This window comes from Ilumatobacter fluminis (genome assembly GCF_004364865.1).
Lineage (GTDB): Bacteria > Actinomycetota > Acidimicrobiia > Acidimicrobiales > Ilumatobacteraceae > Ilumatobacter > Ilumatobacter fluminis.
This window is the reverse complement of record NZ_SOAU01000001.1, coordinates 426042-448386: the sequence shown is the minus strand read 5'-3', so window position 1 is coordinate 448386 and position 22345 is coordinate 426042. Positions and strand designations below refer to the sequence as shown.

General features: G+C 68.4%; 21 protein-coding genes and 1 tRNA gene. 10 read left to right on the top strand and 12 right to left on the bottom strand.

Annotated features, from left to right (window positions below):
- The first annotated feature begins 6 nt into the window (after positions 1-6).
- Entirely contained in the window at positions 7-984 is a 978-nt protein-coding gene (locus tag BDK89_RS01925; protein ID WP_133867349.1) for a glycerate kinase family protein, read from the top strand.
- Between the two features lie 149 nt (positions 985-1133).
- Here the strand turns inward: BDK89_RS01925 and BDK89_RS01920 are convergent, their stop codons facing one another.
- On the bottom strand, positions 1134-1844 hold the full coding sequence (locus BDK89_RS01920) for a LytR C-terminal domain-containing protein (RefSeq protein ID WP_133867348.1): 711 nt from the start codon (positions 1842-1844) through the stop codon (positions 1134-1136).
- Positions 1841-2101, bottom strand: a complete 261-nt coding sequence (locus BDK89_RS01915) for a DUF3263 domain-containing protein (RefSeq protein ID WP_208293928.1) — start codon at positions 2099-2101, stop codon at positions 1841-1843. The genes BDK89_RS01920 and BDK89_RS01915 overlap by 4 nt, the downstream gene beginning before the upstream one ends.
- A gap of 117 nt (positions 2102-2218) precedes the next feature.
- On the opposite strand from BDK89_RS01915, the gene udk reads away from it, so the two are divergent.
- Positions 2219-2866, top strand: coding sequence for a uridine kinase (gene udk / locus BDK89_RS01910; protein ID WP_243839069.1), 648 nt, complete (start codon positions 2219-2221; stop codon positions 2864-2866).
- A gap of 9 nt (positions 2867-2875) precedes the next feature.
- Here udk and BDK89_RS01905 read toward each other — a convergent pair whose 3' ends face one another.
- Positions 2876-3589 carry a LytR C-terminal domain-containing protein gene (locus BDK89_RS01905; protein ID WP_133867345.1) on the bottom strand — a complete coding sequence of 238 codons (714 nt, stop codon included), beginning with the start codon at positions 3587-3589 and terminating at the stop codon, positions 2876-2878.
- An 87-nt stretch (positions 3590-3676) separates the two neighbouring features.
- Complete coding sequence (locus BDK89_RS01900; RefSeq protein WP_133867344.1) at positions 3677-5179, bottom strand: HD-GYP domain-containing protein; 1503 nt, start codon at positions 5177-5179, stop codon at positions 3677-3679.
- 104 nt (positions 5180-5283) lie between these two features.
- Here BDK89_RS01900 and BDK89_RS01895 point away from each other — a divergent pair, with 104 nt between their 5' ends.
- The 3 genes from BDK89_RS01895 (at position 5284) to BDK89_RS01885 (ending at position 8455) form a co-directional block, all read left to right on the top strand.
- A complete protein-coding gene (locus BDK89_RS01895; RefSeq protein ID WP_133867343.1) occupies positions 5284-7083 on the top strand; it encodes a flavin-containing monooxygenase in 1800 nt (599 codons plus the stop codon).
- Positions 7084-7211: 128 nt separating this feature from the next.
- Positions 7212-8153, top strand: coding sequence for a L,D-transpeptidase family protein (locus BDK89_RS01890; protein WP_133867342.1), 942 nt, complete (start codon positions 7212-7214; stop codon positions 8151-8153).
- 229 nt (positions 8154-8382) lie between these two features.
- Positions 8383-8455 (top strand) — tRNA-Thr (locus BDK89_RS01885).
- Between the two features lie 65 nt (positions 8456-8520).
- On the opposite strand, the gene BDK89_RS01880 is transcribed toward BDK89_RS01885, so the two are convergent.
- The 6 genes from BDK89_RS01880 to ispD form a co-directional block, all read right to left on the bottom strand.
- Positions 8521-9594, bottom strand: coding sequence for a fasciclin domain-containing protein (locus tag BDK89_RS01880; RefSeq protein WP_133867341.1), 1074 nt, complete (start codon positions 9592-9594; stop codon positions 8521-8523).
- Between the two features lie 142 nt (positions 9595-9736).
- Positions 9737-10501 (bottom strand): hypothetical protein, encoded by a 765-nt coding sequence (locus BDK89_RS01875; RefSeq protein WP_133867340.1) that lies wholly within the window; start codon positions 10499-10501, stop codon positions 9737-9739.
- Between the two features lie 64 nt (positions 10502-10565).
- A complete protein-coding gene (locus BDK89_RS01870) occupies positions 10566-12374 on the bottom strand; it encodes a sortase (RefSeq protein WP_166657306.1) in 1809 nt (602 codons plus the stop codon).
- Positions 12375-12499: 125 nt separating this feature from the next.
- Positions 12500-13390: a 23S rRNA (guanosine(2251)-2'-O)-methyltransferase RlmB gene (gene rlmB, locus BDK89_RS01865; protein WP_133867338.1), complete on the bottom strand. Its 891-nt coding sequence runs from the start codon at positions 13388-13390 to the stop codon at positions 12500-12502.
- A complete protein-coding gene (gene ispF, locus BDK89_RS01860; protein WP_133870935.1) occupies positions 13387-13893 on the bottom strand; it encodes a 2-C-methyl-D-erythritol 2,4-cyclodiphosphate synthase in 507 nt (168 codons plus the stop codon). Before ispF ends, rlmB begins: the two co-directional genes overlap by 4 nt.
- A complete protein-coding gene (gene ispD / locus BDK89_RS01855; RefSeq protein WP_208293926.1) occupies positions 13893-14567 on the bottom strand; it encodes a 2-C-methyl-D-erythritol 4-phosphate cytidylyltransferase in 675 nt (224 codons plus the stop codon). The genes ispF and ispD overlap by 1 nt, the downstream gene beginning before the upstream one ends.
- Positions 14568-14594: 27 nt before the next feature.
- On the opposite strand from ispD, the gene BDK89_RS01850 reads away from it, so the two are divergent.
- From BDK89_RS01850 to BDK89_RS01835, 4 genes are all read left to right on the top strand, one after another.
- Positions 14595-15260, top strand: a complete 666-nt coding sequence (locus BDK89_RS01850) for a Crp/Fnr family transcriptional regulator (protein WP_133867336.1) — start codon at positions 14595-14597, stop codon at positions 15258-15260.
- Positions 15261-15474: 214 nt separating this feature from the next.
- On the top strand, positions 15475-16596 hold the full coding sequence (locus BDK89_RS01845) for an ABC transporter permease (protein WP_133867335.1): 1122 nt from the start codon (positions 15475-15477) through the stop codon (positions 16594-16596).
- Positions 16593-17693 (top strand): ABC transporter permease, encoded by a 1101-nt coding sequence (locus BDK89_RS01840; protein WP_133867334.1) that lies wholly within the window; start codon positions 16593-16595, stop codon positions 17691-17693. The genes BDK89_RS01845 and BDK89_RS01840 overlap by 4 nt, the downstream gene beginning before the upstream one ends.
- 2 nt (positions 17694-17695) lie before the next feature.
- Positions 17696-18376, top strand: a complete 681-nt coding sequence (locus BDK89_RS01835) for an ABC transporter ATP-binding protein (RefSeq protein ID WP_133867333.1) — start codon at positions 17696-17698, stop codon at positions 18374-18376.
- A 34-nt stretch (positions 18377-18410) separates the two neighbouring features.
- Here BDK89_RS01835 and BDK89_RS01830 read toward each other — a convergent pair whose 3' ends face one another.
- Positions 18411-19148, bottom strand: coding sequence for a YczE/YyaS/YitT family protein (locus tag BDK89_RS01830; RefSeq protein ID WP_133867332.1), 738 nt, complete (start codon positions 19146-19148; stop codon positions 18411-18413).
- Positions 19149-19267: 119 nt separating this feature from the next.
- Positions 19268-20572 carry an LPXTG cell wall anchor domain-containing protein gene (locus BDK89_RS01825; RefSeq protein WP_133867331.1) on the bottom strand — a complete coding sequence of 435 codons (1305 nt, stop codon included), beginning with the start codon at positions 20570-20572 and terminating at the stop codon, positions 19268-19270.
- Positions 20573-20710: 138 nt separating this feature from the next.
- Here BDK89_RS01825 and BDK89_RS01820 point away from each other — a divergent pair, with 138 nt between their 5' ends.
- Positions 20711-22345, top strand: coding sequence for an AMP-binding protein (locus BDK89_RS01820; protein ID WP_133867330.1), 1635 nt, complete (start codon positions 20711-20713; stop codon positions 22343-22345).

The following is a 22345-nucleotide window of genomic DNA, read 5'->3' as shown; positions in this document are numbered from 1 at the left end:
CGTGCCATGAAGGTCGTGGCGGCCGTCGACAAGTTCCGGGGCTCGGCGACTGCCGCCGAGGTGGCCTCGGCGATCGGCCACGCCTGCTGGGAAGCAGGTCACGACTGCGTCGAAGTCCCGATGGCCGACGGCGGCGAAGGGCTACTCGACGTGCTGGGCGGCGCCAACCGCACCACACGCGTCACCGGACCGCTCGGCACCCCGATCGACGCCGCTTGGCGGCTCTCGGGACGGACGGCCGTCATCGAGATGGCCCTCGCCAGCGGACTCGAACTGGCCGGCGGGGCCGACGGCAACGACCCCATGAACGCGACCACCGCCGGCACGGGCGAACTGATCGACGCAGCCCTCACCGCCGGGGCGAAGCGGATCGTCGTCGGTCTCGGTGGTTCGGCGACGACCGACGGCGGGCTCGGCGCGCTGCAGGCGTTGCGGTCACCGACTCGCCTGAAAGGAGTCGAGCTGGTCGCGGCGTGCGACGTCACCACGGTCTTCACCGACGCCGCCCGGGTGTTCGGCCCGCAGAAGGGCGCGACGAACGCCCAGATCCGGATGCTGACCGCCCGGCTGGAGCAGCTGGCCGAGCGCTACCGCAGCGAGTTCGAGATCGACGTCACCGACGTCGAGGGGTCGGGCGCGGCCGGCGGGATCGGCGGACTGATCGCTGCGCTGGGTGGCACCCTCATGCCCGGGTTCGAGTTGGTCGCCGACGAGCTCGACCTGTGGGATCACGTCGAAGGGGCCGACCTCGTCATCACCGGCGAGGGCCGGCTCGACGCCCAGAGCTTCGACGGCAAGGTCGTCGGCGGGGTCGCCGAGATCGCCGGCGAATGCGGCGTCGACGTCGCCGCCGTGGTGGGTGTCGCCGACAGCGACGTGCGTGACCGCATCCGCCACGTGGCGATCGCCGACCAGTTCGGACTCGATCGGGCGATGCGCGAACCGCAATGGTGCATCGAACGCGCCGTGCCGTTGCTGTGGTAACCGTCGGTTGATGTCAGACCTCAACCGAGATGCTCTGGTAACCGTCGGTTGGGGTCAGACCTCAACCGACGAGCACGGTGACGCCCTCGACCATCAGATGGTCGGTTGAGGTCTGACCCCAACCGACTGACATCAACCGACCGCGGGTGTCAGCCTTCGGTGGTTTCGGTGTCGCCGGCGACCGGCGGGCTCGTGACCTGGGTGGCGCCCCCGGTGGCCGTGTCGGGGTTGAGCTCCTCGAGCGTCTTGCCGGCCTTGTCGTTCCCCAACATCAACAGCACGTCAGCACCCATGAGGTCGCCGTCGGAGGTCGGCGGCGTGTCGGGCATCGGCGAGATGTCGGTAACACCGCCGAGCACCTCACCGAGCGACTCGGCGACGGGCTGAGCCTGAGCGTTGGTCTCCTCGTAGTAGATGACCGACGTCTCGAGCGTGCCGACCGACGTGCTGGCGTTCACCGCACCGACGACCGTGAAGCCGGGGCCGGTCTCGAGCGCACGCTGCATCTGACCGGCCGAGCCACCGACGTTGTTGGCGTTGGCGACGAGCACCGAAGCGCCGTCGGTGACGATTGCGGGCACGGTCGTCGCCGGAGCGAGCGTGGCGACCGTCGTGGCGGACGGGTCGACCGTGGTGGCCGTGCCGGCGTCGCCGCCGTCACCGGAGCTGTTGGAGGAGTCGACCGGGAAGTCGAGGGCGTCCTCGCCACCGTTGCTGATGGCGTTGAGGATCAGGAAGCCGGCGACGACCGCCACGAGCGCGAGCACGATCGCCACCGCACCGCTGACCGGCGCTCCCCCGTCGCTGACGCGGGGGTTGCGGCGGGGCATCTGGCCGGACGCATCGGTCATGTCGCTCATCGGTGGGTGCCTCCCTGGGCGTCGGTCCCGGTGTCGAGGCGTTCGCGGCGGCGGCGCAGGCGCTGACGCTGCAGACGCCGGACCACGAGTGGGTCGTGATCCATCGCTTCGGGCGTCTCGAGCAGATCGTTCAGCTCCGCATAGTACTCGTCGGCCGAACAGTTGAACCGCGCGCGGATCAGGGTCTCCTTCGGCTCGTCGAAGGTCCAGAAGTTGCGCTCGAACTCGAGCATCGCCTGATGCCGCTCACTGATCACCCGCCTAGCCTGGCGCTCCGATGGGGTCATTTACAAGCACCCCCACCGACTTTGTTGGTGACGTCGGACCGGGCACGCCGTGGAGCGCCCGCCGACCGGAGCCCTAGTGTTGAGCGGGTGACGCTCACCGACGACACAGCGCCCCACTCGGACCGACCGTTCCTGATCGGTGTGGCGGGTGGTTCGAACTCCGGCAAGACCACGATCGCTCATCGCTTGGCGGAGATGATGGGCGACGACCGGTTGTCGTTGCTGAAGCTCGACTCGTACTACAACTCGCGCTCCGAGGAGCCGATCGAGGTCCGCGCCGCAGCGAACTACGACCATCCGGATGCGTTCGACTGGGATCTGCTGAACGATCACGTCGCCGCGCTCTCCGCCGGTGCGTCGGTCGATGTGCCGATCTACGACTACACGAACCATGATCGGTCCGACGACTTCGAGACGGTCAACTCGACGAAGGTGATCGTCGTCGAGGGAATCCTGGTGCTGTGGGAACCGCGGTTGCGTGAGCGATTCGACCTGAAGATCTTCGTCGACACGCCGGCCGACCTGCGCATCATCCGACGTCTGCAACGCGACGTCGCCGAACGCGGCCGCACTCCGGAGAGCATCCTCGACCAGTACCTCACCACTGTCCGGCCGAGCCACGAACGGTTCATCGAACCGAGCAAGCGCTATGCAGACGTCATCGTTCCCGAGGGCGGCCTGAACCGGCCGGCGATCGAGGTGTTGCTGGCGCGGGTGCGTGAGCTGGCCGGCTGACGGCCCGGCTCAGCCGTCGGCTTCGGTCGTGTCGGTCGACGCCTCGGTCGTGTCGGTCGACGCCTCGGTGGTGTCGGAACCGCCGTCGCTGTCGTCGCCCGTGTCGTCGCTCTCGGCCGGCGCACGGCCCTGCAGCTCTTCGAGCGTCTTGTCGGCGGTGTCGTTGCCCATCGAGACGATCACGGTCGCGTCGCCCGGGTCGCCCGAATCGACGGGGGCCGGGACGCCGACTTCGACGACCTGGATGTCGCCGCCGCCGAGCGCTTCGCGCAACGACTCGGCAACGGGCAGCGCATTCTCGTTGGCCGGGTCGTAGTAGATCTTCGTGACCTCGAGCTGGCCTTCGGTGCCGTTCGTGGCGGTGCCCATCTCGAACCCGACGGCGGCGAGGCGGTCGGACATGCGACCGGCGCCGCCGTCGACGTTGGAGGAGTTGGCGACGATCACGATCGCACCCTCGGTGACGTAGTCGGGTTCGTCGGGGACCGCCGGTGTGGTTTCGGTGGCGGTCGTGGTGGTGGTCACGGCCGCTTGCGTCGTGGTGGTCGCCGCAGCGAGCGTGGTCTCGGGCGTCGTGTCGTCGGATTCGTCGTCGCCACCGCCGCACGCTCCGAGCGTGAGTGCGGCGACCGAGACGCCTGCGACGATGCCGAACGCTTTGCGACGGCGCGGCCGGCCGGCGACCGTCTGGATCGATGACGAGCTGGACGATGCGCGCTTCACACCGTGAAAACTAGTCGCGACCAGGGAGGTGATGCGTGGCACCCTCGCGAAGAAGGCTGATCGCGACGCCGAGCGGCCGGTCGCGAGTCAGATCTCGGCGTCGACCGCGGCGAGGATCTCGCTGAGGTCGTCGGGCACCTGCGAGACGTCGATGTCGTGGGAGGTGGTGAGCGACTGGTCGTCCGGACGCCCGACACTGACAAAAGCACCGGCCGGCGCCATCGCCGGGAGGGTCGCCATGACCTGGGTGACCACGTTCTGGTCCCACTGGCTCCCGGCGTGCTCACGGAGGATCGCGAACGCCATGCTGACCGGCATCGCCGTGCGGTAGGGGCGGTCGTGCGTCATGGCGTCGAGTGCGTCGCACACGGCGATGATGCGCGAGGCGAGCGGGATCTCGTTCCCGGCCAGTCCGTCGGGATAGCCGGCACCGTCCATCCGCTCGTGGTGGGAGCGGACGATGGGAGCCGCCTCGGCCAGCGAGGGCTCGGCGGCCAGCATCTGCTCACCGTCGGCCGGGTGGAGCTTGATGATGTCGTACTCGGCCGGCGTGAGGCTGGCCGGCTTCTTGAGCACGGCGTTCGGCGTGTTCAGCTTGCCGACGTCGTGCAGCATGGCCGCCAGCCCGAGGTTGCGAAGGTCGCGGGGCGACAGCCGCATCCGCTCGCCGACGCGGATGGCGAGTTCGCCGGTCCGGACGACGTGGTCGCGGGTGATCTGGTCCTTGCGCTCGAGATCGGCCACGAACTGGTGGACGACCGGGCTCAGCCCGAGTTCGAACGCCACCAGCGGATCGCTGGCGAGCACCGGGGCGAAGATGTCCTGCGCCGACTTCGTCATCCGGCGGGTGACGGTCATGCAGATGCAGGCGGCGAACACGCCGACGCTGCCGGCCACGTGGAGCAGCCAGAAGCCCGGGCTGTAGGCCGTCTCGACGACGGGGAGCAGCGCCGTCATCGAGATCAGGACGAGCGACAGGGACGCGATCAGGTTGGCGGGGCTCCGACCGAGCTCGTACAGCCGCAGCTGGCGGAGCGAGAGCGACCCCATGGCCGCCACGACGATGACCGTCATCGCGATCGTGAAGGGGGCGTGAGGGCCGGGCACGGTGACGAGATCGGGGAAGAACACGATGATCGACGCCAGGACGAACACGCCGAGCAGGGAGAGGAGCGTCCAGTCACGCCAACGGCGGGCCGCCCAGCGGCCGAACGACGACATCGGCCGCATCAAGGGCAGTGCGACGATGACGGCGACCGGCAGGGCCAGGTACATCGAGGTACGGAAGGCCTCGTTGTCGTCGTAGAGCACGCCTGGTGTGGTGAGGCCGTGCACCAGGGGCAGCACTGACGTCACCATCATGGCGGTGCCGAGCAGGCCGATCTCGGCCATCTCGCGCTGGTCAGCGAGCGCGATGGTGATCGTCGAGGCGATCACGCAGGCGGCGGCCGTCACGGTCACGAGGGTGAACAGCAACTCGGGGTTGTCCCAGGTGGTCGACGCCGACGACCCGAGGAGGGTCGCCGCGGCGACGGCGACCATCACCCCGACGAGGAGCACCCAGGCAACGCGGCCGGAGGAACGACGCAAGACTTTCACGATCGGTCTATCGGCAGCGACGGTGCGCTGCTTGAGGACCGGGGCGCGTGGGCTCCGATCGTTGTCGAACGCAACGGCTTTGCCACGATGAGGTCGTGGCTGCCACGAGTGAACCGACGACGCGAGACGAACTGACCGCCAAGTATCGGGCCGAGCGCGACAAGCGACTGCGCACCGACGGCAACGAGCAGTACGTCGAACCGACGGGCCGCTACGCCCACTTCCTCGACGACCCGTGGGCGGAGCTGCCCGAACGCGAGCCGCTGCACGACGAGGTCACCGTTGCCTTCATCGGCGGCGGGTTCGCCGGGCTCGTCACCGGCGCCAAGCTCGTGCAGGCCGGCATCGACGACGTCCGCATCATCGAGAAGGGCGGCGACGTCGGCGGCACCTGGTACTGGAACCGCTACCCGGGCGCCCAGTGCGACACCGCGGCGATGATCTACCTGCCCTTGCTCGAAGAGACCGGACACATGCCGTCGGAGAAGTACACGCACGGTCCGGAGATCTACGAGCACACCCGCCGCATCGCCGAGACGTTCGGCCTGTACGACAACGCACTGCTCGGCACCGAGGTGACCTCGCTCGAGTGGGAGGACGACACGAAGCGGTGGGTCATCCGCACCAACCGCGGTGACGAGATGCGGGCCAAGTTCGTGGCGATGGGCACCGGCCCGCTGCACCGTCCGAAGCTCCCCGGCATCCCGGGCATCGAGTCGTTCGGGGGCCACGCGTTCCACACCAGCCGTTGGGACTACGCCTACACGGGTGGTGATCCCGAGGGTGGCCTGATGACCGGGCTGGCCGACAAGCGGGTCGGCATCATCGGCACCGGGGCGACGGCGGTGCAATGTGTGCCGCACCTCGCCCGGGCCGCCGGCGAGTTGTTCGTGTTCCAGCGCACCCCGTCGTCGATCGACATCCGGAACAACCACGAGATCGATCCCGACTGGTTCTCGACCTTGGAGCCGGGCTGGCAGCGCCAGTGGCTCGAGAACTTCATGATCCTCCAGACCGGTGGCTTCGCCGACGAAGACCTGGTGAAGGATGGCTGGACCGACATCAGCCAACGCATCCGCGATCGCGTGCTCGCCGACCCCGACGCCACGATGGATCCCGCGTCGTGGTTGAAGGCGTACGAGGACAGCGACGACGAGAAGATGGCCGAGATCCGGGCGCGCGTCGACGAGATCATCAGCGATCCGGACACCGCCGAGGCGCTCAAGCCGTGGTACCGGCAGCTGTGCAAGCGTCCGTGTTTCCACGACGAGTACCTCCAGTCGTACAACCGGCCGAACGCCCACCTGATCGACACCGACGGCAAGGGCGTGGAGCGGATCGACGAGACGGGCGTGTGGGCGAACGGTGAGCACTACGAGCTCGACTGCCTCATCTATGCGTCGGGCTTCGAGGTCGGCACCGAGTACTCCCGCCGCTCGGGGTACGACACGGTCGGACGGAACGGCCTCACGCTGTCGGAGAAGTGGGCGGACGGCATGTTGTCGTTCCACGGGATGCACGTGCACGGCTTCCCGAACCTGTTCGTGGTCAGCCCGTCGCAGGCGGCGAACCTGATCTCGAACGTGCCGCACAACCTGGTCGAGGCCGGCGAGACGATCGCCCACATTCTCGGCCACGCAATCGAGGTCGGCGCCGACGAGGTCGAGGTGACCCAGGAGGCCGAGGACCGATGGGTCGACCTGCTCGAGAAGCACGGTCGACGGTTCGGCAACAACCAGGAATGCACCCCCGGCTACTACAACAACGAAGGCCAGTCCCCCGGGCGCCGGGGACTCCTGAACTCGGCCGGCTACCCGGCCGGACCGGTGGCGTTCTTCCAGTACATCGACCAGTGGCGCACGTCCGGCGAGTTCGAGGGGCTGGAATTCCGGTGAAGCCCGGCTGAATTCGGGCGATAACGCCGACCTGCCGTTGGCGTCGGATCGGTGGGGAATAGGCTCGATGGTGAACGGCGTTGACTCGGCAGCCCCGTCGACCACACGCCACACCCGAGAAACCACCGATGCCGCACCGCCTCCCCCTTTCCGCTTTCGCGCTCGTCGTCCTCGCCGGCTGCTCGTCGGCGACCATCAACGCGACCGCCGAGGAGTCGTCGTCGCCATCGAGCGACGCCACGTCGACGGTCGACGACGCCGCCGGCGACACAACCGCCACGACCGACGGCCTGGTGTCGAACACGACCGTGCCCGTCACCGAGCCGACCACGACGACCACGCCGACGACCACCACCACGACGCTGCCGCCGCCCCCGATCACCTTGCCGGAGCGGGAGATCCCACCGCTCGCTGCGATGACGCCGCCGCTCGAGCCGGTCGGCACATCGAGCGGCGAGGCGACCAAGCGGGCCCAGTGGCGTCTGATCGAGCTCGGCTTCTGGCTTCAAGATCCGAACGGCCGCTTCGACCAGACCACCCAGCAGGCGGTCATGGCGTTCCAGAAGTACTACGGCCTCGAGGCCGACGGTTCGCTCGGCCCGATCACCGCCGCCGTTCTGAGCGAGGTCGACGAACGGCCCAGCGGTGCGAGCACGGCCGGCACCCTCGTCGAGGTCGACAAGACGAAGCAGCTCGTGTTCATCGTCGACGAGGGCGTCACGACCTGGGTCCTCAACACCTCGACCGGCACCGAGGTGCCGTACGACACGATCAACAAGAACACCGGCGCACCCGAGTCGGGCGACTCGGTGACACGTCCCGGCGTGTTCGAGGTGAACCGCCAGCGCGAAGAGGGCTGGTGGGCCGGCGACCTCGGTGAGATCTATCGCCCGAAGTACTTCGACGGTGGCATCGCCCTGCACGGGTCGAACTCCATCCCGAACTACCCGGCCTCCCACGGCTGTGTGCGTCTGAGCACCGCAGCCATGGACTGGATCTGGGACGCCGACATCGTCCCGATGCGCACCACCGTCTGGGTCCACGGCCAGATCCCCGGCGCCGAAGCCTGACCCGAGCGTCCAACCCACTGGGTCGGGTGTCGTACGGAACACCGAGGCGCAGCCGAGGCGTTTCGGGAGATCACCCGACCCAGTCGGTATCGGCGGGCCCACGAAACCGGGGTCGGGTGATCTCTGGAAACGTCGACTCCGTCGCCGTTCCCTCCGACACCCGACCCGCTTCAGTGCTGCGGCGGCCGAGTCGGCGGGGGTTGTTCCGATAGCGTTCGTGGTTCCGATCGCCGGGTTAGCTCAGTTGGTAGAGCGCGTCACTTGTAATGACGATGTCGCGAGTTCGATTCTCGCACCCGGCTCGTCTGACGCGAAGGAGGCCCGGCCAGTTGGCCGGGCCTCCTTCGGTTGTCAGGTGCTGATCAGGTCATGCGGTCGGACGGCGGCGGGCGAGGAGGAGGCCGCCACCGGCCAGGACGAGCATGCCGGCGACCAGCGCCAGGACGGAGTTGTTACCGGTCGGCGGCAGGTCGCCACCAGGAGGCGCCGTCGGGGTCGGCACCGTGGTCGGTGCCGGGTCGGGCGTCAGGCTCGGCGGCAGCAGCACGCCGTCGATGGCGTGGACCACACCGTTGCAGGCCCAGTTGTCGGTCGAGACGATGTTGACCGAACCGTTCAGTTCCGTCTCGTTGACGGCGATCGACTCACCCTGCAGCGTCTCGAGCGAGGTCGAGCCGACGACTTCGGCGGAACCGACGATGCCCGGCACGACGTGGTACTGGAGCACCGTGGTGAGCAGCTCGGTGTTCCCGAGCAGTTCCTCGGCGGTCAAACCGAGCGCCTCGAGGGCGGCGGCGAAGGCCTCATCGGTCGGGGCGAAGACCGTGAACGGGCCTTCGGCGCAGTCGGCGAAGGTCTCGGCCAGGCCGGCGGCTCCGAGCGCAGCGACGAGGGTGTCGAAGCCACTGTCGGTCGCGATCGTGGCGATGCTCGGCAGCTCCGGCACGAGCACGGCGTCGATGATGTGGACGACGCCGTTGCAGGCGAAGTTGTCGGTGCCGGTGATGTTCACGGTGCCGTTCAGCGTGGCGGCGTCGCCGTCCACGACGAGGTCGGCACCGAGCGCCGTCGTCAGCGTGTCGGCGGCGAGCACGTCGGTCGCCGGCACGATGCCGGGAACGATGTGGTAGTTGAGAATGTCGGTCAGCAGGCCGTCGGGATCGCCGAGGGCGGCGGTGAGGAGATCCTCCGGCACCGCAGCGAATGCGTCGTCGGTCGGCGCGAACACCGTGAACGGGCCGGCCGAACAGTCGGCGAGCGCTCCGTCGAGGCCGGCAGCGGTCGCCGCCGTGAGGAGCGTCTCGAAGACTCCGGCGTCGGTCGCCACCTGGGCGATGCTCTCGTCGGGCAACGGGTCGGGGACTTGGGCGTTGGCGGTGGCGGGCACCGCCAGGGCTACGAGACCGACCGCTGCTGCGATCGAGGCGAGTCGTTTCTTCACCGGGATTCCTTTCGGTCAGGTCCGGCGCCGACGTGGCACCGGATCGATCGGAGACTCGGTGGCAGATCCCCCGACCTCCGACCCGCTTTACGAGCGGGCCGAGAGCGCCGGATGCAAGAAGTTCAGAATTCTCGTCGACGCCTCAGGTCAGGCTGCGCGCCGTGGCAACCCACGCACCCAGCTCGGCACGGTGGCGGTGGGCGTTCTGGACGGCCTCGGCGACGAGCGCCGGGTCGGCCCCCTCCATCGTGCCCATCCGCAGCGCTGTGTCGATCGAAGTGGTGAGCTGTCCGAGGATCATCCCGAGCTGTTCCCACATCTCGCGGTACCCGCTCGACGCCATCATGCGGCCGTCGATGCCGAGCTGATCGACCCGACCTCGCTCGACTGTCCAACGCCGCAGGCCTTCGGCGGGCGGCATCGCGAGGACCTCGAGGGTCAGCTGATCGTGCACCCATCCAGCGGTCGCCACGAGCTCACGCCGGCGGTCGACGCCTGACGCTGCCGACGACTGCTTCCGATTGCCGACGACCAGTGCGAGCACCAGTCCGACGGCGACCACGCCCAACAGCGCGAGCAGGAGCGGTGCCCAATCGCCACTGTCGTCGTCGCCGGTCTCGCCACCACCCGCATCGGGTGCCTCCGTCGGCTGCGACGCCGGCGCTTCCGTCGGTTCCGGGGCAGGGGCGTCGGTCGGCTCGGGAGCCGGCGGGTCGGTCGTTTCGCCGCCGTCGCCGGTGTCGCCGCCGTCGCCGGTGTCGCCACCGTCGCCGGTGTCACCGCCGCCGTCGGGCAGGGTGATGCCGATGTCGGGTTGGCCGTCGCCGTCGCTGTCGCACGCGGCGACCCCCAGCGCCGCCACCGCGACGAACGAGAGGCCGGCGATGGAACGCGTCAGGGCTCGCATACGAGCGACCCTAACAATGGGGCGGGTGGGGTCTGCCCCACCCACAACGGGTGGTTGTCGGCGATCAGACCTCGCGCCAGGACAGCAACTCGAAGTTGACCACGATGCGGTACTTCAAGCTCGTCGCCGCCCACGGGTTGGGGTAGCCCGACTTCGTGCTGTCGTAGCCCACCGTGCACGCCACGATCGAGAACGTCGTGCCGTTGTTGGCCCGAGTCGCGTTCAGGATGTTCTGCGTGCCGGCGTCGGTCAGATAGCGGCCCACCATCCGGTAGGTGTACTCGCGACCGTCGCCCGTGGTGACGCTGATCAGGTCGCCGTTCACCATCCGGTCGATGTAGCGGTACGGACCGCCGGCCTCGGTGCGGTGTCCGAACACGGCGACGTGGGCGTTCTGGCCCATGTAGCCGGTGCCCGTCCAGTGCCACGTGAAGCCGGAGTCGGTGACGACTTCGGCGTTGCCGGCCATCACCGTCGAGGTGAGGCCGAGGCGCGGGACCCGCAGGATCCAGTTCGGCGGTGCAGCCGGGGGCGGCGGGTTCGTGTACTTCGGCAGCGACGGCACCTTCGGCGTACCGGTGAAGTACCCGGCGAGGTCGACGACGACATGGCTGCCCGTCGCGTTGAACACCTGCATGCCCACGTTGTGGGTCACCTGCGAGATGACGTGGTTCGGCACGACCGAGTAGGCGGTCGACCAGTTCACGTTCGACGTGTTCGGGATCGTCTGTCGTGCCGCCGAGACGGTGAGGTGTCCGGCGCCGCGCGACGCGGTGCCGGTGACGTTGCACGCGATCGCCGCGGCCTTGCCGTCGATCGACTTCGGGAGCGGCACCTCGACCACCCAGTTCGGCCACATGCGGCCGATCTGGCCCGGTTTGCGGGTGTCGATGAGACGATCCGGCGTGACGGGGACGAACAGCCCGGTCTGCGACAGACTCGACGCTCCGCCGGTGTAGTAGCCGAAGACGTCGATGATGATGGCCGCCGACCGGTGCGCGTACACCTTGATCCGGCGCTTGCCGCCCTTGGTCGGTGTGGCGACCACGGCGCTGCCGGCGCGGGCCTCGTTGGGACCGGACACGTTGAGACTGGACGTCGTCGGTGGGCCGGCGGCGTCGTACGGCATGACCGTGAAGTGGCCGTCGCCGGTGCTGAGCGCTGCCGTGAGGTTGACGACGGCGGCCGTGGCATCGGGCGGGATGTACGCCGTCAGGTCGATCGTGGTGTACGAACCGCTCGCGACCTGGCGACGCGACGTCTGACGGGAGTCGAACACGCGCTTGGGCGTGGCGAGCGTGATGAAGCGGCCTTCACGGACGGCGCCCGCCACCGGTTCGTAGAAGCCGAGCACGTCGACGATGAGGTGACCGGGCAGCAGCGCCTGGACGTCGATCGAGCCGTTGTTGCCGAGCTTGACCGTCACCATGTTGGCGTTGGCGGCCCCGGGCAGGAGGTTGAGGTTCGAGGCGACGGGCATGCCCTCGCCGGTCGGCCACACCGTGACGTGGCTGTGCGACGAGTAGTTGACCGCCGTCACCGTCAACACCGCTGCTGTTGCGGTGCTCGGGACGCCGTAGCGGCCGCCGACCTTCACCCGGATGTACCGGTTGCTGAACTGGGTGAAGTCGTACTTGTTCTTCTCGCGGGTGTCGGCGAGGCGAACGGCCTTCGGCAGGATCGAGAACTTGCTCGCCCCTGCAGGGACCGACGCCTGGGCGACGCCCTGCGGAACGAACTGCGTCGCCGCTGCGGCACCCGCGACTGCGCCGGCACCGGCGATCAGGCGGCGGCGGCCGATCGTCGACCCGTCCGGAGTGTCGGGAAGCGCGAGCGCGTCGGGCAACAAAGTGGTCTCGAGTGGTTCAGCCATGCTCATCTTCCGCCAAGGAGGTCGAAGGTTGCATCGAGACTACAACGGTCCGGGCCGGGCTGTCCCGGCATTCTCGATGAACTCTGGGGATGATTCCGGCGCCGTTCGCGCACAGCGCGAACCGGCTATGACGAACGGTGACGACGGATCTCGTACGTGGTCAGAGCGGCCGCTGCGGACACGTTGAGTGAACTCACCCGACCGAGCATCGGGATGCTCACGATGACGTCACAGCGCTCCCGCACGAGGCGCGACAATCCGGCGCCCTCGGCACCGAGCACGACGCACACCGGCTCAGCGGCCAGATCACCCAGGTCGAACAAGGTGCGGTCGGCGGCGTCGTCGAGACCGACGACCCAGATCCCGGCGTCGCGCATCCGCTGGAGCGCAGCAGGGAGGCCCGACACGACGGCGATCGGCACGTGCTCCACCGCTCCGGCCGACGCCTTGGCGACGGTCGGAGTCACGTGCACCGCACGATGGCGAGGCACGACGATCACGTCGACACCGGCGCCGTCGCAGTTGCGGATGATGGCCCCGAGATTGCCCGGGTCGGTGACCCCGTCGACGGCGACCACGAACGGCGGCTTGCCGCCCTGTCGGCGCAGATACCGGTTGAGGTCGGCTTCGGGCAGCGCCGCCGCCAACGCAAGGACACCCTGGGGGGCTTCGCTGCGGGCAGCCTGCTCGAGCTTCTTGCGAGCGACCTTGATGACCGGCACCCGATTCGCTTCGGCGATCGCGACGATGTCGTCGACGGCATCGCTCCCCTCGAGTTCGCCCGAGATCCAGACTTCGTGGACCTTGCGGCGCTGGGCCAGCAGCAGCTCACGAACCGCTTGACGGCCCTCGATCTGCTCACCGCCGAGCGTCTTCGGCTTCGTCTTCGGTGCCGGTGCGTCTCCCTGACGGGTGCGGCCCGTGCGGCCGGCTCCACGGCTCTGCGGCTTGCTCGATCGGCGGCCGGCGGCGGCACGTCCGCCACGTCCCTGCCCGGGTCCTCGTTTGTTACTCATGTCGTCTCCTCGGCGCTCGTCGGGTTGGCGGCGTCGTCGGACGTGATGAGCGCGACCGACCACGCGGCGATGCCCTCCTGACGACCGAGCGCGCCGAGCCCTTCGGCGCGGCGGCCGGCAACGGTGATGGGAGCGCCGGCGGCGGTGGACAGGTTGCGTTGCATCTCGTCGATTCTGGGTGCGAGCTTCGGTCGTTCGCAGACGACCTTGATGTCGACGTTCTCGATTCGCCAACCGGCCTCGCGCACCAACTCGGCGACACGGGCCAGGATCATGAGGCTATCGGCGCCCTTCCAGCGAGGATCGGTGTCGGGGAAGTGGTGGCCGATGTCGCCGAGGCCGGCCGCGCCGAGCAGGGCGTCGGCCGCGGCGTGGGCGGCGACGTCGGCGTCGCTGTGTCCGGCGAGCGGCCGCGCGTCGGCGAAGACACAGCCGCCGAGGACGAGGTCGCGGTCGGGGTCGTCGACGTGGCGGTGGATGTCGAACCCTTGGCCGACGCGCATCATGACGGTTCCTCCTGACAGGTGTCGTCGTGCAGCCGATCGAGCTCGACGATCCGCTGCCGGGCCCAGTCGAGATCGTCGGGCACCGTGATCTTGCGGTTGTCGGCGGCGCCCTCGACCACGACGACACGACCGCCGGTCGCCTCGATCAGGGCTGCATCGTCGGTCGCGTCGGCGCCGGAGGCGTGGGCGGCGACGAGCGCGCCGTGCCGGAACGCCTGCGGGGTCTGGACCGCGACGAGTGTGGATCGCTCCGGCGTCGCGGTCACCACGCCGTCGCCGTCGACGACTTTGATCGTGTCGGTGACGGCGATGCCGGGCACGGAGGCGTCGGCGCCGGCCTCGACCGCGGCAACGACCCTGCGGTAGAGGTCGGCGTCGGCGAACGGACGGGCGGCATCGTGGACGCAGACGATGTCGGTGTCGGGCGGCACCTCGGCGAGTCCGGCCCGCACGCTCTCGCTGCGGGACGAGCCGCCCGCGACGCCACCTTCGGCGGTTGCATCGTCGGCAGGGACCACGAGGACGACCCCGTCGGTGACCGACGCTGCGATCCGGCGCGACCGATCGATGATCCGCTCGTCGCCGAGCCGTTCGTACTGCTTGGGACGGCCGAATCGGGTGCCGGATCCGCCCCCCACGACGATCGTCCACACCTTGGAAGGCGAAGCCACGGGTCGAGGGTAGTACCGTGGCAGACAATGACTGGCCATGCTGAGCAGTTGGCGCGCACGTCGTTCTTCGCCGACGCCGAAACCGGAATGATCCAAGACGTTGCCGACGCGGGGATCGAACGCAGCCTGACGCGCGGCGACATCCTCTTCCAGGAAGGTGACCCGCCCGACGCCCTCTACCTGGTGTTGTCCGGCCGGATCGCGATCGCGATGTCGAGCCAGGTCGACCACCGCGAGAGCGTGGTGGCACTGATGGAACCGGGCGATCTGTTCGGCGAACTCGGCCTTCTCGACGAGGGACCGCGTTCGGCGATGGCCCGCGCGCTCGAGTCGTCGTCGGTGCTCGAGGTGCCGTTCGAGCCGGTCAAGACGCTGTTCGAGCGCGACCCCCGACTCCTCTGGAACGTCACCCGCCTGTTGGCGACCCGGCTCCGGGTCATGGACGAGGTCCTCGCCGACTCGGTGTTCCTCGACGTGACGGGTCGCACCGCCAAGCGCCTGCTCGAGTTGGCCGGCGAGTTCGACGAGTTCCAGCTCCCGGTCACGCAGGAAGAACTCGCCGGGATGGTCGGCGCGTCACGCGAGCGGGTGAACAAGGCGATCGCCAACTTCATCAAGCTCGGCTGGATCGAACAGCACGACCGCACGTACCGCATCGTCCATCGCGACCGCCTCGAACTCCGCTCCCGCTGACACCCCCGTCGGTTGATGTCAGACATCATCCGACCACCCACGACCAGGACGTCACCGGAACCTGTCGGTTGATGTCAGACATCATCCGACCACCCACGACCAGGACGTCACCGGAACCTGTCGGATGATGTCTGACATCGACCGACTGACTGCATCCGGGGGTGGGTACGGTGCCGTAGTGCCCGGTGTTACCCAGTCGATGATCTGAGCCTGCATGTTCCTCGCGTTCACCGAGATGTCCCGCGCCAAGGTGCGCTTCGGCCTGCTGACGGCTGCGCTGGGCATGCTCGTCTTCCTGATCCTGTTCCAGACGTCACTCCAGAACGGGCTGCTCACCTCGTTCGTCGGAGCGATCCGCAACCAGACGGCACCGGTGCTCGTGTACTCCGTCGACGGACAGCGGGTGATCCAGGGCAGCTTCATCACCCCCGATCTCGAACAGCTGACCGTCGACGCGGACGGCGTCGGCGACGTCGGCCGGATCGGACAGGGGACGTTCTCCGCCACCGACGCCGACGGCACCCTCACCGACGTCACCGTGCTCGGCTACGAGGACGAGTCGCTGGGCGCACCGACCGAACTCGTCGAGGGCCGCTACCCCGAAGCGGCCGGTGAGGCCGTCGGCAGCTCGAACGACGCCGACGCCGGGTTCGGTCTCGACGACACCATCGTGGTGCAGCCCGGCGGATACGAGATCACCATCGTCGGGTTGGCCGACGACGTGCAGCTCAACGCCGGGGCCACCTTGTTCGTGGCGTACGACGACTACGTCGATGCCGTGAAGTCGGTCAATCCCGACGCCGGCGACCCGCTCCCCAACGTCTTGGCCGTGGCACCTGCCGATGGAGTCACCGACGACGAGGTCGTCGCGAGCATCAACGGCCAGTCGACCGATCTCGACGCACTCACGAAAGACGACGCCGCCGACGAGACACCGGGCGTCGCCCAGGTACAGCAGTCGTTCCAGGTGATCTTCCTCCTGTACGGCCTCGTCATCCCGTGCGTGACCGGCCTGTTCTTCCTCATCATCACCTTCCAGAAGGCGGGCGCGTTGACCTTGTTGCGGGCGATCGGCGCCCCGGCCAGGCGACTCGTCTCGTCGCTGCTCCTGCAGGCCGTCGTGATCGTCGTCGCCGGCTACCTGATCGGGTTGGCGCTCTACTACCCGCTGTCCCAACGCCGCCTCGGCGGCATCCAGCTGCGGTTCGAGTCGACGGCCGTCGTCGTGTGGGCGGTGTTGCTCCTGATCCTCGGCATCGGCTCGTCGCTGATCTCGGCGCGGCGGGTGCTGAAGATCGACCCGATCGAGGCGACGACGGGAGGTGCGAACCGATGAAGCTGGCCCTTCGAGAACTGGTCCGCAAACCCGGGCGGTTCGTCACCGCCACCGTGATCCTCACCCTGATCGCCGTGCTGTTGATGTTCCTCGGCGGTCTGCTCGACGGCCTGCTCCGCCTGTCGACCGGAGCGATCCGTGCACAGAGCGCCGATGCGATCGTCTACAGCGACGCATCGCAGTCGTCGTTCCTGCGGAGCCGCATCGAGGCCGACGAACGCGCCGCGATCGAGTCGGCCGACGGCGTCGACGAGGTCGGCGGTCTCGGCGTCGTGCTGCTCGGAGCGCGTGTGCCCGACAACGGGCCTCGCGACCTCGCCAACGTCGCGGTGTGGGGATACGAGCTGCCGCCCACTGGTGTGCCCGAACCGCCCGGCCCGGGCGAAGCGTACGCCGACGAACTCCTCCAGGCCGACGGCGTCGAGATCGGCGACGAACTCCTGATCGGACCGGCTCGCACGCCGATCACCGTGGTGGGGTGGGTGACCGACACCGCCTACAACGGATCGGGCGGGCTGTGGGCCGACCTCGAGACGTGGCGTGGCGTGCTCGCCGAGAACCGGCCCGACGCCGTGCTGGCCGACGACGTCGTGCAAGCGCTCGCGATCAGTGGCCCCGGCGACCCGGCCGACGTCGTCGCCGCCGCCGATGCCGCGAACGACGGCACGTACGCCCTGACGATCGACGACGCCATCTCGGCGATCCCGGGTGTCGACGAACAATCCGGCACTTTCAACCAGATCCTCGGTGTCACCGTGGTCATCGCCCTCGTCGTGATCGCGCTCTTCTTCGCGCTGCTCACGGTCGAACGCACCGCCCTGTACGGCGTGCTGAAAGCGATCGGTGCACGGTCGCGAACCATCTTCGGTGGGCTCGTCGTGCAGGCAACGGCCGTCACCCTGATCGCGTCGGCGATCGCCGGCGTGCTGGTGGTCGTGCTCGACCTGCTCATCCCGCCCGGATCGATCCCGCTCTACGTCTCGGTCGGTCGCATCCTCTTGTCCGTCGTGCTGCTCCTGATCGCCGCGGTGATCGGCAGCGCCTTCTCCCTCCGCCGGGTCCTCCGCGTCGACCCGGCCTCAGCACTCGGGAACTGACCATGTCACAGCCAGCACTCCAGATGTCCGACGTCCGCAAGGTGTACTCGATGGGTGACAGCGAGGTCGTCGCCCTCGACCACGCCACCCTCACCGTCGGCACCGACGAGATCATCGCCCTGGTCGGGCCGTCGGGTTCGGGCAAGACGACGCTCTGTTCGATCGCCGGCGGCATCTTGTCGGCCACCGAGGGTTCGGTGACCGTCGGCGGCGAATCGATCGCCGACTACGGCGACAAGGAGCTGACCACGTTCCGTCAGAACAAGGTCGGGTTCGTGTTCCAGTCGGTGAACCTCGTGCCGTTCCTCAACGCACGCGAGAACCTGCTGGTGGTCGACGAGTTGGGACGGCGCGAAGGCAAGCCGGCGCGTGAGCGCGCCGACCGCCTGCTCGACGAACTCGGTCTCGGTGACCGTTCGAAGAACCTGCCGTCGCAGTTGTCGGGCGGCCAGAAGCAGCGCGTTGCGATCGGGCGGGCGCTGATGAACGAACCGGAGCTGGTGCTGTTCGACGAGCCGACGTCGGCGCTCGACACCGAACTCGGCCAGCAGGTGATGGAGCTGATCCAGTCGGAGATGAAGTCGCGTGGCACCGCCGCCATCGTCGTGACCCACGACGAGCGCATCACCAGCTACTGCGACCGCACCGTCCACATCACCGACGGCGTCCTCGAAGCCGACTGACGCCACCGGCGCCCCCGGCGGCGCGGAACGCCGCTCAGGTGGCGACGAGGTCGAGTTGGCGGCGGGAGGCGGTGGCGACGGAGCCCACGGAGCGGAGGCCGAACGCCACGGCCGGGCCGATCAGGGCGGCGACGATCACGGTGCCGACACCGATCGGGCCGCCCAGCACCACGCCGAGCACCAGGAGCGCCATCTCGAACCCGAACCGCACCCGCGGCTCGGGGTGACCGCTGCGGTCGGACGCCGCTGCGGCGAGCAGCTCACCCGAACCGGCGCCCAGGTTCGACACGATCAGGGCACCCGCCCCGATGCCGACGACGATCACGGCCGATGCGTGGAGCAGCACGCGCACGGCGAACGACGACGGCACGTCGAAACGCTGCAACGTCTCGAGGGTGATCTGCATCATCGGGCCGATCACGATCGGGCTGACGATGCTGCCCAGTCCCGGCCGACGGCCGAGGCCCCAGGCGACGGCGAGCATCGCGGCGATCGTGACCCAGACCGCCAGGGTGAGCGGCAGTCCGGTCTGCTCGCGCACGCCGCCGATGAAGACGTCGAGCGGTCCGGGACCGAGTTCGGTCCAGAGCATCACGGCGACCGACGTCGAGATCAGCAGGGTGCCGACGGCGAAGAGCACGACCCGCGATGCACCGGCGACGACCCGCCGGGGTCGGCCGGCGGAGATCACTTGAGCGATCGCACCGGCCCGGCTCCAGGCGCGCGACGAGGCCCACTGGCCCATCGTGCTGATCTGGTCGCGCCAACTCACGCGTGCAGTATCGGCCCGCGACCCGGGTCGGCCCGAGGCACACCGCGGTGTTTCGCGTCACATCCCGCGAATCTTGATCCGGACGTCGCCCGTCGTTCAGGCAGGCGACGCCAGACCGATCAGCGGCGGGAGAGGACGAGGCCGGCGCCGCCGAGGAGCAGGAGGCCGGCCGCGATCAGGGCGATGTTCGTCGACGAGTCGTCGCCGGTGGGCGGCAGGGTGACGCTGCCGGCATCGAATGCCGTCGTGGTCGTCTGCAGCGCGGTCGTCGTCGGCGCAAGGGTCGTGGTGGTGGTCGTGGGGGTGTCGTCGCTCTCGACGTTCACGGTCACCTGCTCGAGCGGCCCGAGCTCGATCTGCGCTTCCGCGTCGGCGAGTTGCTCGGTCGGCACGAGGACCTCCTGGGTCACGGTGCGCGTGTAGCCGTCGGGCCCCGTCTCGCCGACGGTGTACGAGCCGACCGGGTACGTGCCGGTGAGGCACGAGCCGTCGGCAGCGCACATGCCGCTGTCGATGATCGTGCCGCCCTCGTACAGCTCGAGTGTGAAGTCGCTCATGGTCGCCGTGCCGCCGTCGTCGTTGACCAGTGTCTTCGTGAGGGTGATCTCGCCCTCGGCATAGGTGTTGCGGACGTTGCACGTGAACCAGCGACCGAACGGAGTGGGATCGACGGTGACCGTCTGGTTCAGTGCGTCGTCGAAGCGCTCGTCGGGACCGACGTCGCTGTCGCACTCAGTCACCGCGCCGAAGTAGCCCTGGACGGGCTGCTCGCCGAAGCTGTAGTCGCCCGACTCGAGGTCGGTGTAGAAGCACGGCACGCCGTCCGAACCGAGGAGCCAATCGCACTCGGGACTCGTCGCCACCGATCCGGAGTCATGAAGCCCGCCGTCGCCGTTGTAGACCTCCAGCACGAAGTCGGCCGGATCGGCCGGCGTCTCGGGGCCGCCTTCGAGGGGGACGACCACCTCCTTCGTGAGCACCGCCATGTTCGCGCCGATCACGACCCAACAGTCGGTGAGGGCACCCGCTGCGATGGTGAGGCTGTTCCCGTCATCGACGATCCGCTCGTTCAGTTGGGGTTGCCCGCACGACACGTACGAGTCGTAGTTCGCGGGGAGCGGGTCGAGACCCAGCGAGTAGTCGGTTCCCGGTTCGAGATCGCACCATCGGGTGAACTCGAGGTAGACGTCGGTGTCCTGCGTGACCGGTTCGCTGACGTCGTCGCAGTCGGCGGTGTCGAGGACACCGTTGTCGTAGATCTCGATCGCCGTGTTCAGGCCATCGGCCGCCGCCTCACCGACGATCTGCACGGTGACACGAATCTGGCCCTGGGGGACGCCTGCTTCCGCTGACGCCGCGACCCCCAGGGTCGAGATCCCCGCCATTGCCGCCGCCGCTGCGAGTATCCGCCGGTTGTTCCGCATGATCCGACTGTACGAATCCGCCCTCAGGCGAGCTTCGGATTTTCTTCACGAGGCCGACGGATCGACCGGTTTCCCCTGGTCAGCAACCATGCAGGCGATTCGGCCCACGTGCCCGGGGCGACCGTCTACGCTCGCGCCATGGGGGAACTTGCAGAGGACCGCGGGCCGACCGACGTCGCCCTGCTCGACGACACGATTCCGGCGAACCTGGAACGCGCCATCGAGCACTATCCCGATCACGAAGCGCTCGTCGCCGTCCACCAGGACATCCGATGGACGTACCGCCAGTTCGGCGATCACGTCCGCGACATCGCGAAGAGCCTGATGCACGCCGGACTCGAACCCGGTGACCGTCTCGGACTCTGGGCGCCGAACTACGCCGAGTGGACGCTGGTGCAGTACGCCACGGCCGAGATCGGTGTGATCCTCGTCAACATCAATCCGGCGTATCGCACCCACGAACTCGAGTACGCACTCAACCAGTCGGGATGCAAGTGGCTGATCGCCGCGCCGGAGTTCAAGGGGTCCGACTACGTGGCGATGGTCGCCGAGATCGCCGACCGGGTGCCGTCACTCGAGAAGGCCGTCTTCTTCTGGACCGACGAGTGGAACCACCTCTACGAGGGCGACGAGTACGTCTCCGACGACGAACTCAACGCCCGTCGCGACGCGCTGCAGCCCGACGACCCGATCAACATCCAGTACACATCGGGCACGACCGGCTTCCCGAAAGGTGCCACGCTCACCCACCGCAACATCTTGAACAACGGCTACTTCGTGGCCGAGCTGCAGGGGTTCAACCACGGCGACCGGCTCTGCATCCCGGTGCCCTTCTACCACTGCTTCGGCATGGTGATGGGCAACCTCGGCTGCACGTCGCACGCGGCGACGATGGTGATCCCCGGCGACGCCTTCGACCCCGCCGCGGTGTTGCGTGCTGTCGAGGAAGAACGGTGCACGGCGCTCTACGGGGTGCCGACGATGTTCATCGCCGAACTCGGTCTGCCCGACTTCGACTCGTACGACCTGTCGTCGTTGCGCACCGGTGTGATGGCCGGGTCGCCGTGCCCGGTCGAGGTGATGAAGCAGTGCGTCGACCGGATGCACATGGACGACGTCACCATCTGTTACGGCATGACCGAGACGTCGCCGGTGTCGACCCAGACGCTGCCCGACGACTCGCTCCACCACCGCACGGCGACGGTCGGGCGCGCCCATCCGCACGTCGAGGTACGGATCGCCGACCCGGAGACCGGCGAGACGATGCAGCGCGGCGAGACCGGTGAGTTCTGCACGCGTGGCTACTCGGTGATGCAGGGCTACTGGAACGAGTCCCAGAAGACCCGTGCCGCGATCGACGACGAAGGCTGGATGCACACCGGCGACCTGGCCGTGATGGCCGACGACGGTTACTGCAACATCGTCGGCCGCATCAAGGACATGGTGATCCGCGGCGGGGAGAACATCTACCCGCGCGAGATCGAGGAGTTCCTCTACACCCATCCCGACATCGAAGACGTCCAGGCGATCGGTGTGCCCGACGAGCGGTACGGCGAGGAGCTGATGGTGTGGGTGAAGGTCCGCGCCGGAGCGACGATCGACGAGGACGAGGTGCGCGAGTTCTGCCGTGGCCAGATCGCCCATTTCAAGGTGCCGCGCTACGTGAAGTTCGTCGGCGACTTCCCGATGACGGTCACCGGCAAGGTCCGCAAGGTCGAGATGCGCGAGCAGTCGATCGCCGAGTTGGGCCTGCACTCGACCGAGACCGCCTGA

What these genes read in the sequence shown, in the direction of transcription:
- BDK89_RS01875 (WP_133867340.1), bottom strand. Translation starts at nt 10,501, where the DNA reads ATGCGAGCCCTGACGCGTTCCATCGCCGGCCTCTCGTTCGTCGCGGTG.
- BDK89_RS01870 (WP_166657306.1), bottom strand. Translation starts at nt 12,374, where the DNA reads ATGGCTGAACCACTCGAGACCACTTTGTTGCCCGACGCGCTCGCGCTT.
- BDK89_RS01890 (WP_133867342.1), top strand. Translation starts at nt 7,212, where the DNA reads ATGCCGCACCGCCTCCCCCTTTCCGCTTTCGCGCTCGTCGTCCTCGCC.
- BDK89_RS01845 (WP_133867335.1), top strand. Translation starts at nt 15,475, where the DNA reads ATGTTCCTCGCGTTCACCGAGATGTCCCGCGCCAAGGTGCGCTTCGGC.
- BDK89_RS01835 (WP_133867333.1), top strand. Translation starts at nt 17,696, where the DNA reads ATGTCACAGCCAGCACTCCAGATGTCCGACGTCCGCAAGGTGTACTCG.
- BDK89_RS01850 (WP_133867336.1), top strand. Translation starts at nt 14,595, where the DNA reads ATGACTGGCCATGCTGAGCAGTTGGCGCGCACGTCGTTCTTCGCCGAC.
- BDK89_RS01825 (WP_133867331.1), bottom strand. Translation starts at nt 20,572, where the DNA reads ATGCGGAACAACCGGCGGATACTCGCAGCGGCGGCGGCAATGGCGGGG.
- BDK89_RS01820 (WP_133867330.1), top strand. Translation starts at nt 20,711, where the DNA reads ATGGGGGAACTTGCAGAGGACCGCGGGCCGACCGACGTCGCCCTGCTC.
- ispF (WP_133870935.1), bottom strand. Translation starts at nt 13,893, where the DNA reads ATGCGCGTCGGCCAAGGGTTCGACATCCACCGCCACGTCGACGACCCC.
- rlmB (WP_133867338.1), bottom strand. Translation starts at nt 13,390, where the DNA reads ATGAGTAACAAACGAGGACCCGGGCAGGGACGTGGCGGACGTGCCGCC.
- BDK89_RS01920 (WP_133867348.1), bottom strand. Translation starts at nt 1,844, where the DNA reads ATGAGCGACATGACCGATGCGTCCGGCCAGATGCCCCGCCGCAACCCC.
- BDK89_RS01840 (WP_133867334.1), top strand. Translation starts at nt 16,593, where the DNA reads ATGAAGCTGGCCCTTCGAGAACTGGTCCGCAAACCCGGGCGGTTCGTC.
- BDK89_RS01925 (WP_133867349.1), top strand. Translation starts at nt 7, where the DNA reads ATGAAGGTCGTGGCGGCCGTCGACAAGTTCCGGGGCTCGGCGACTGCC.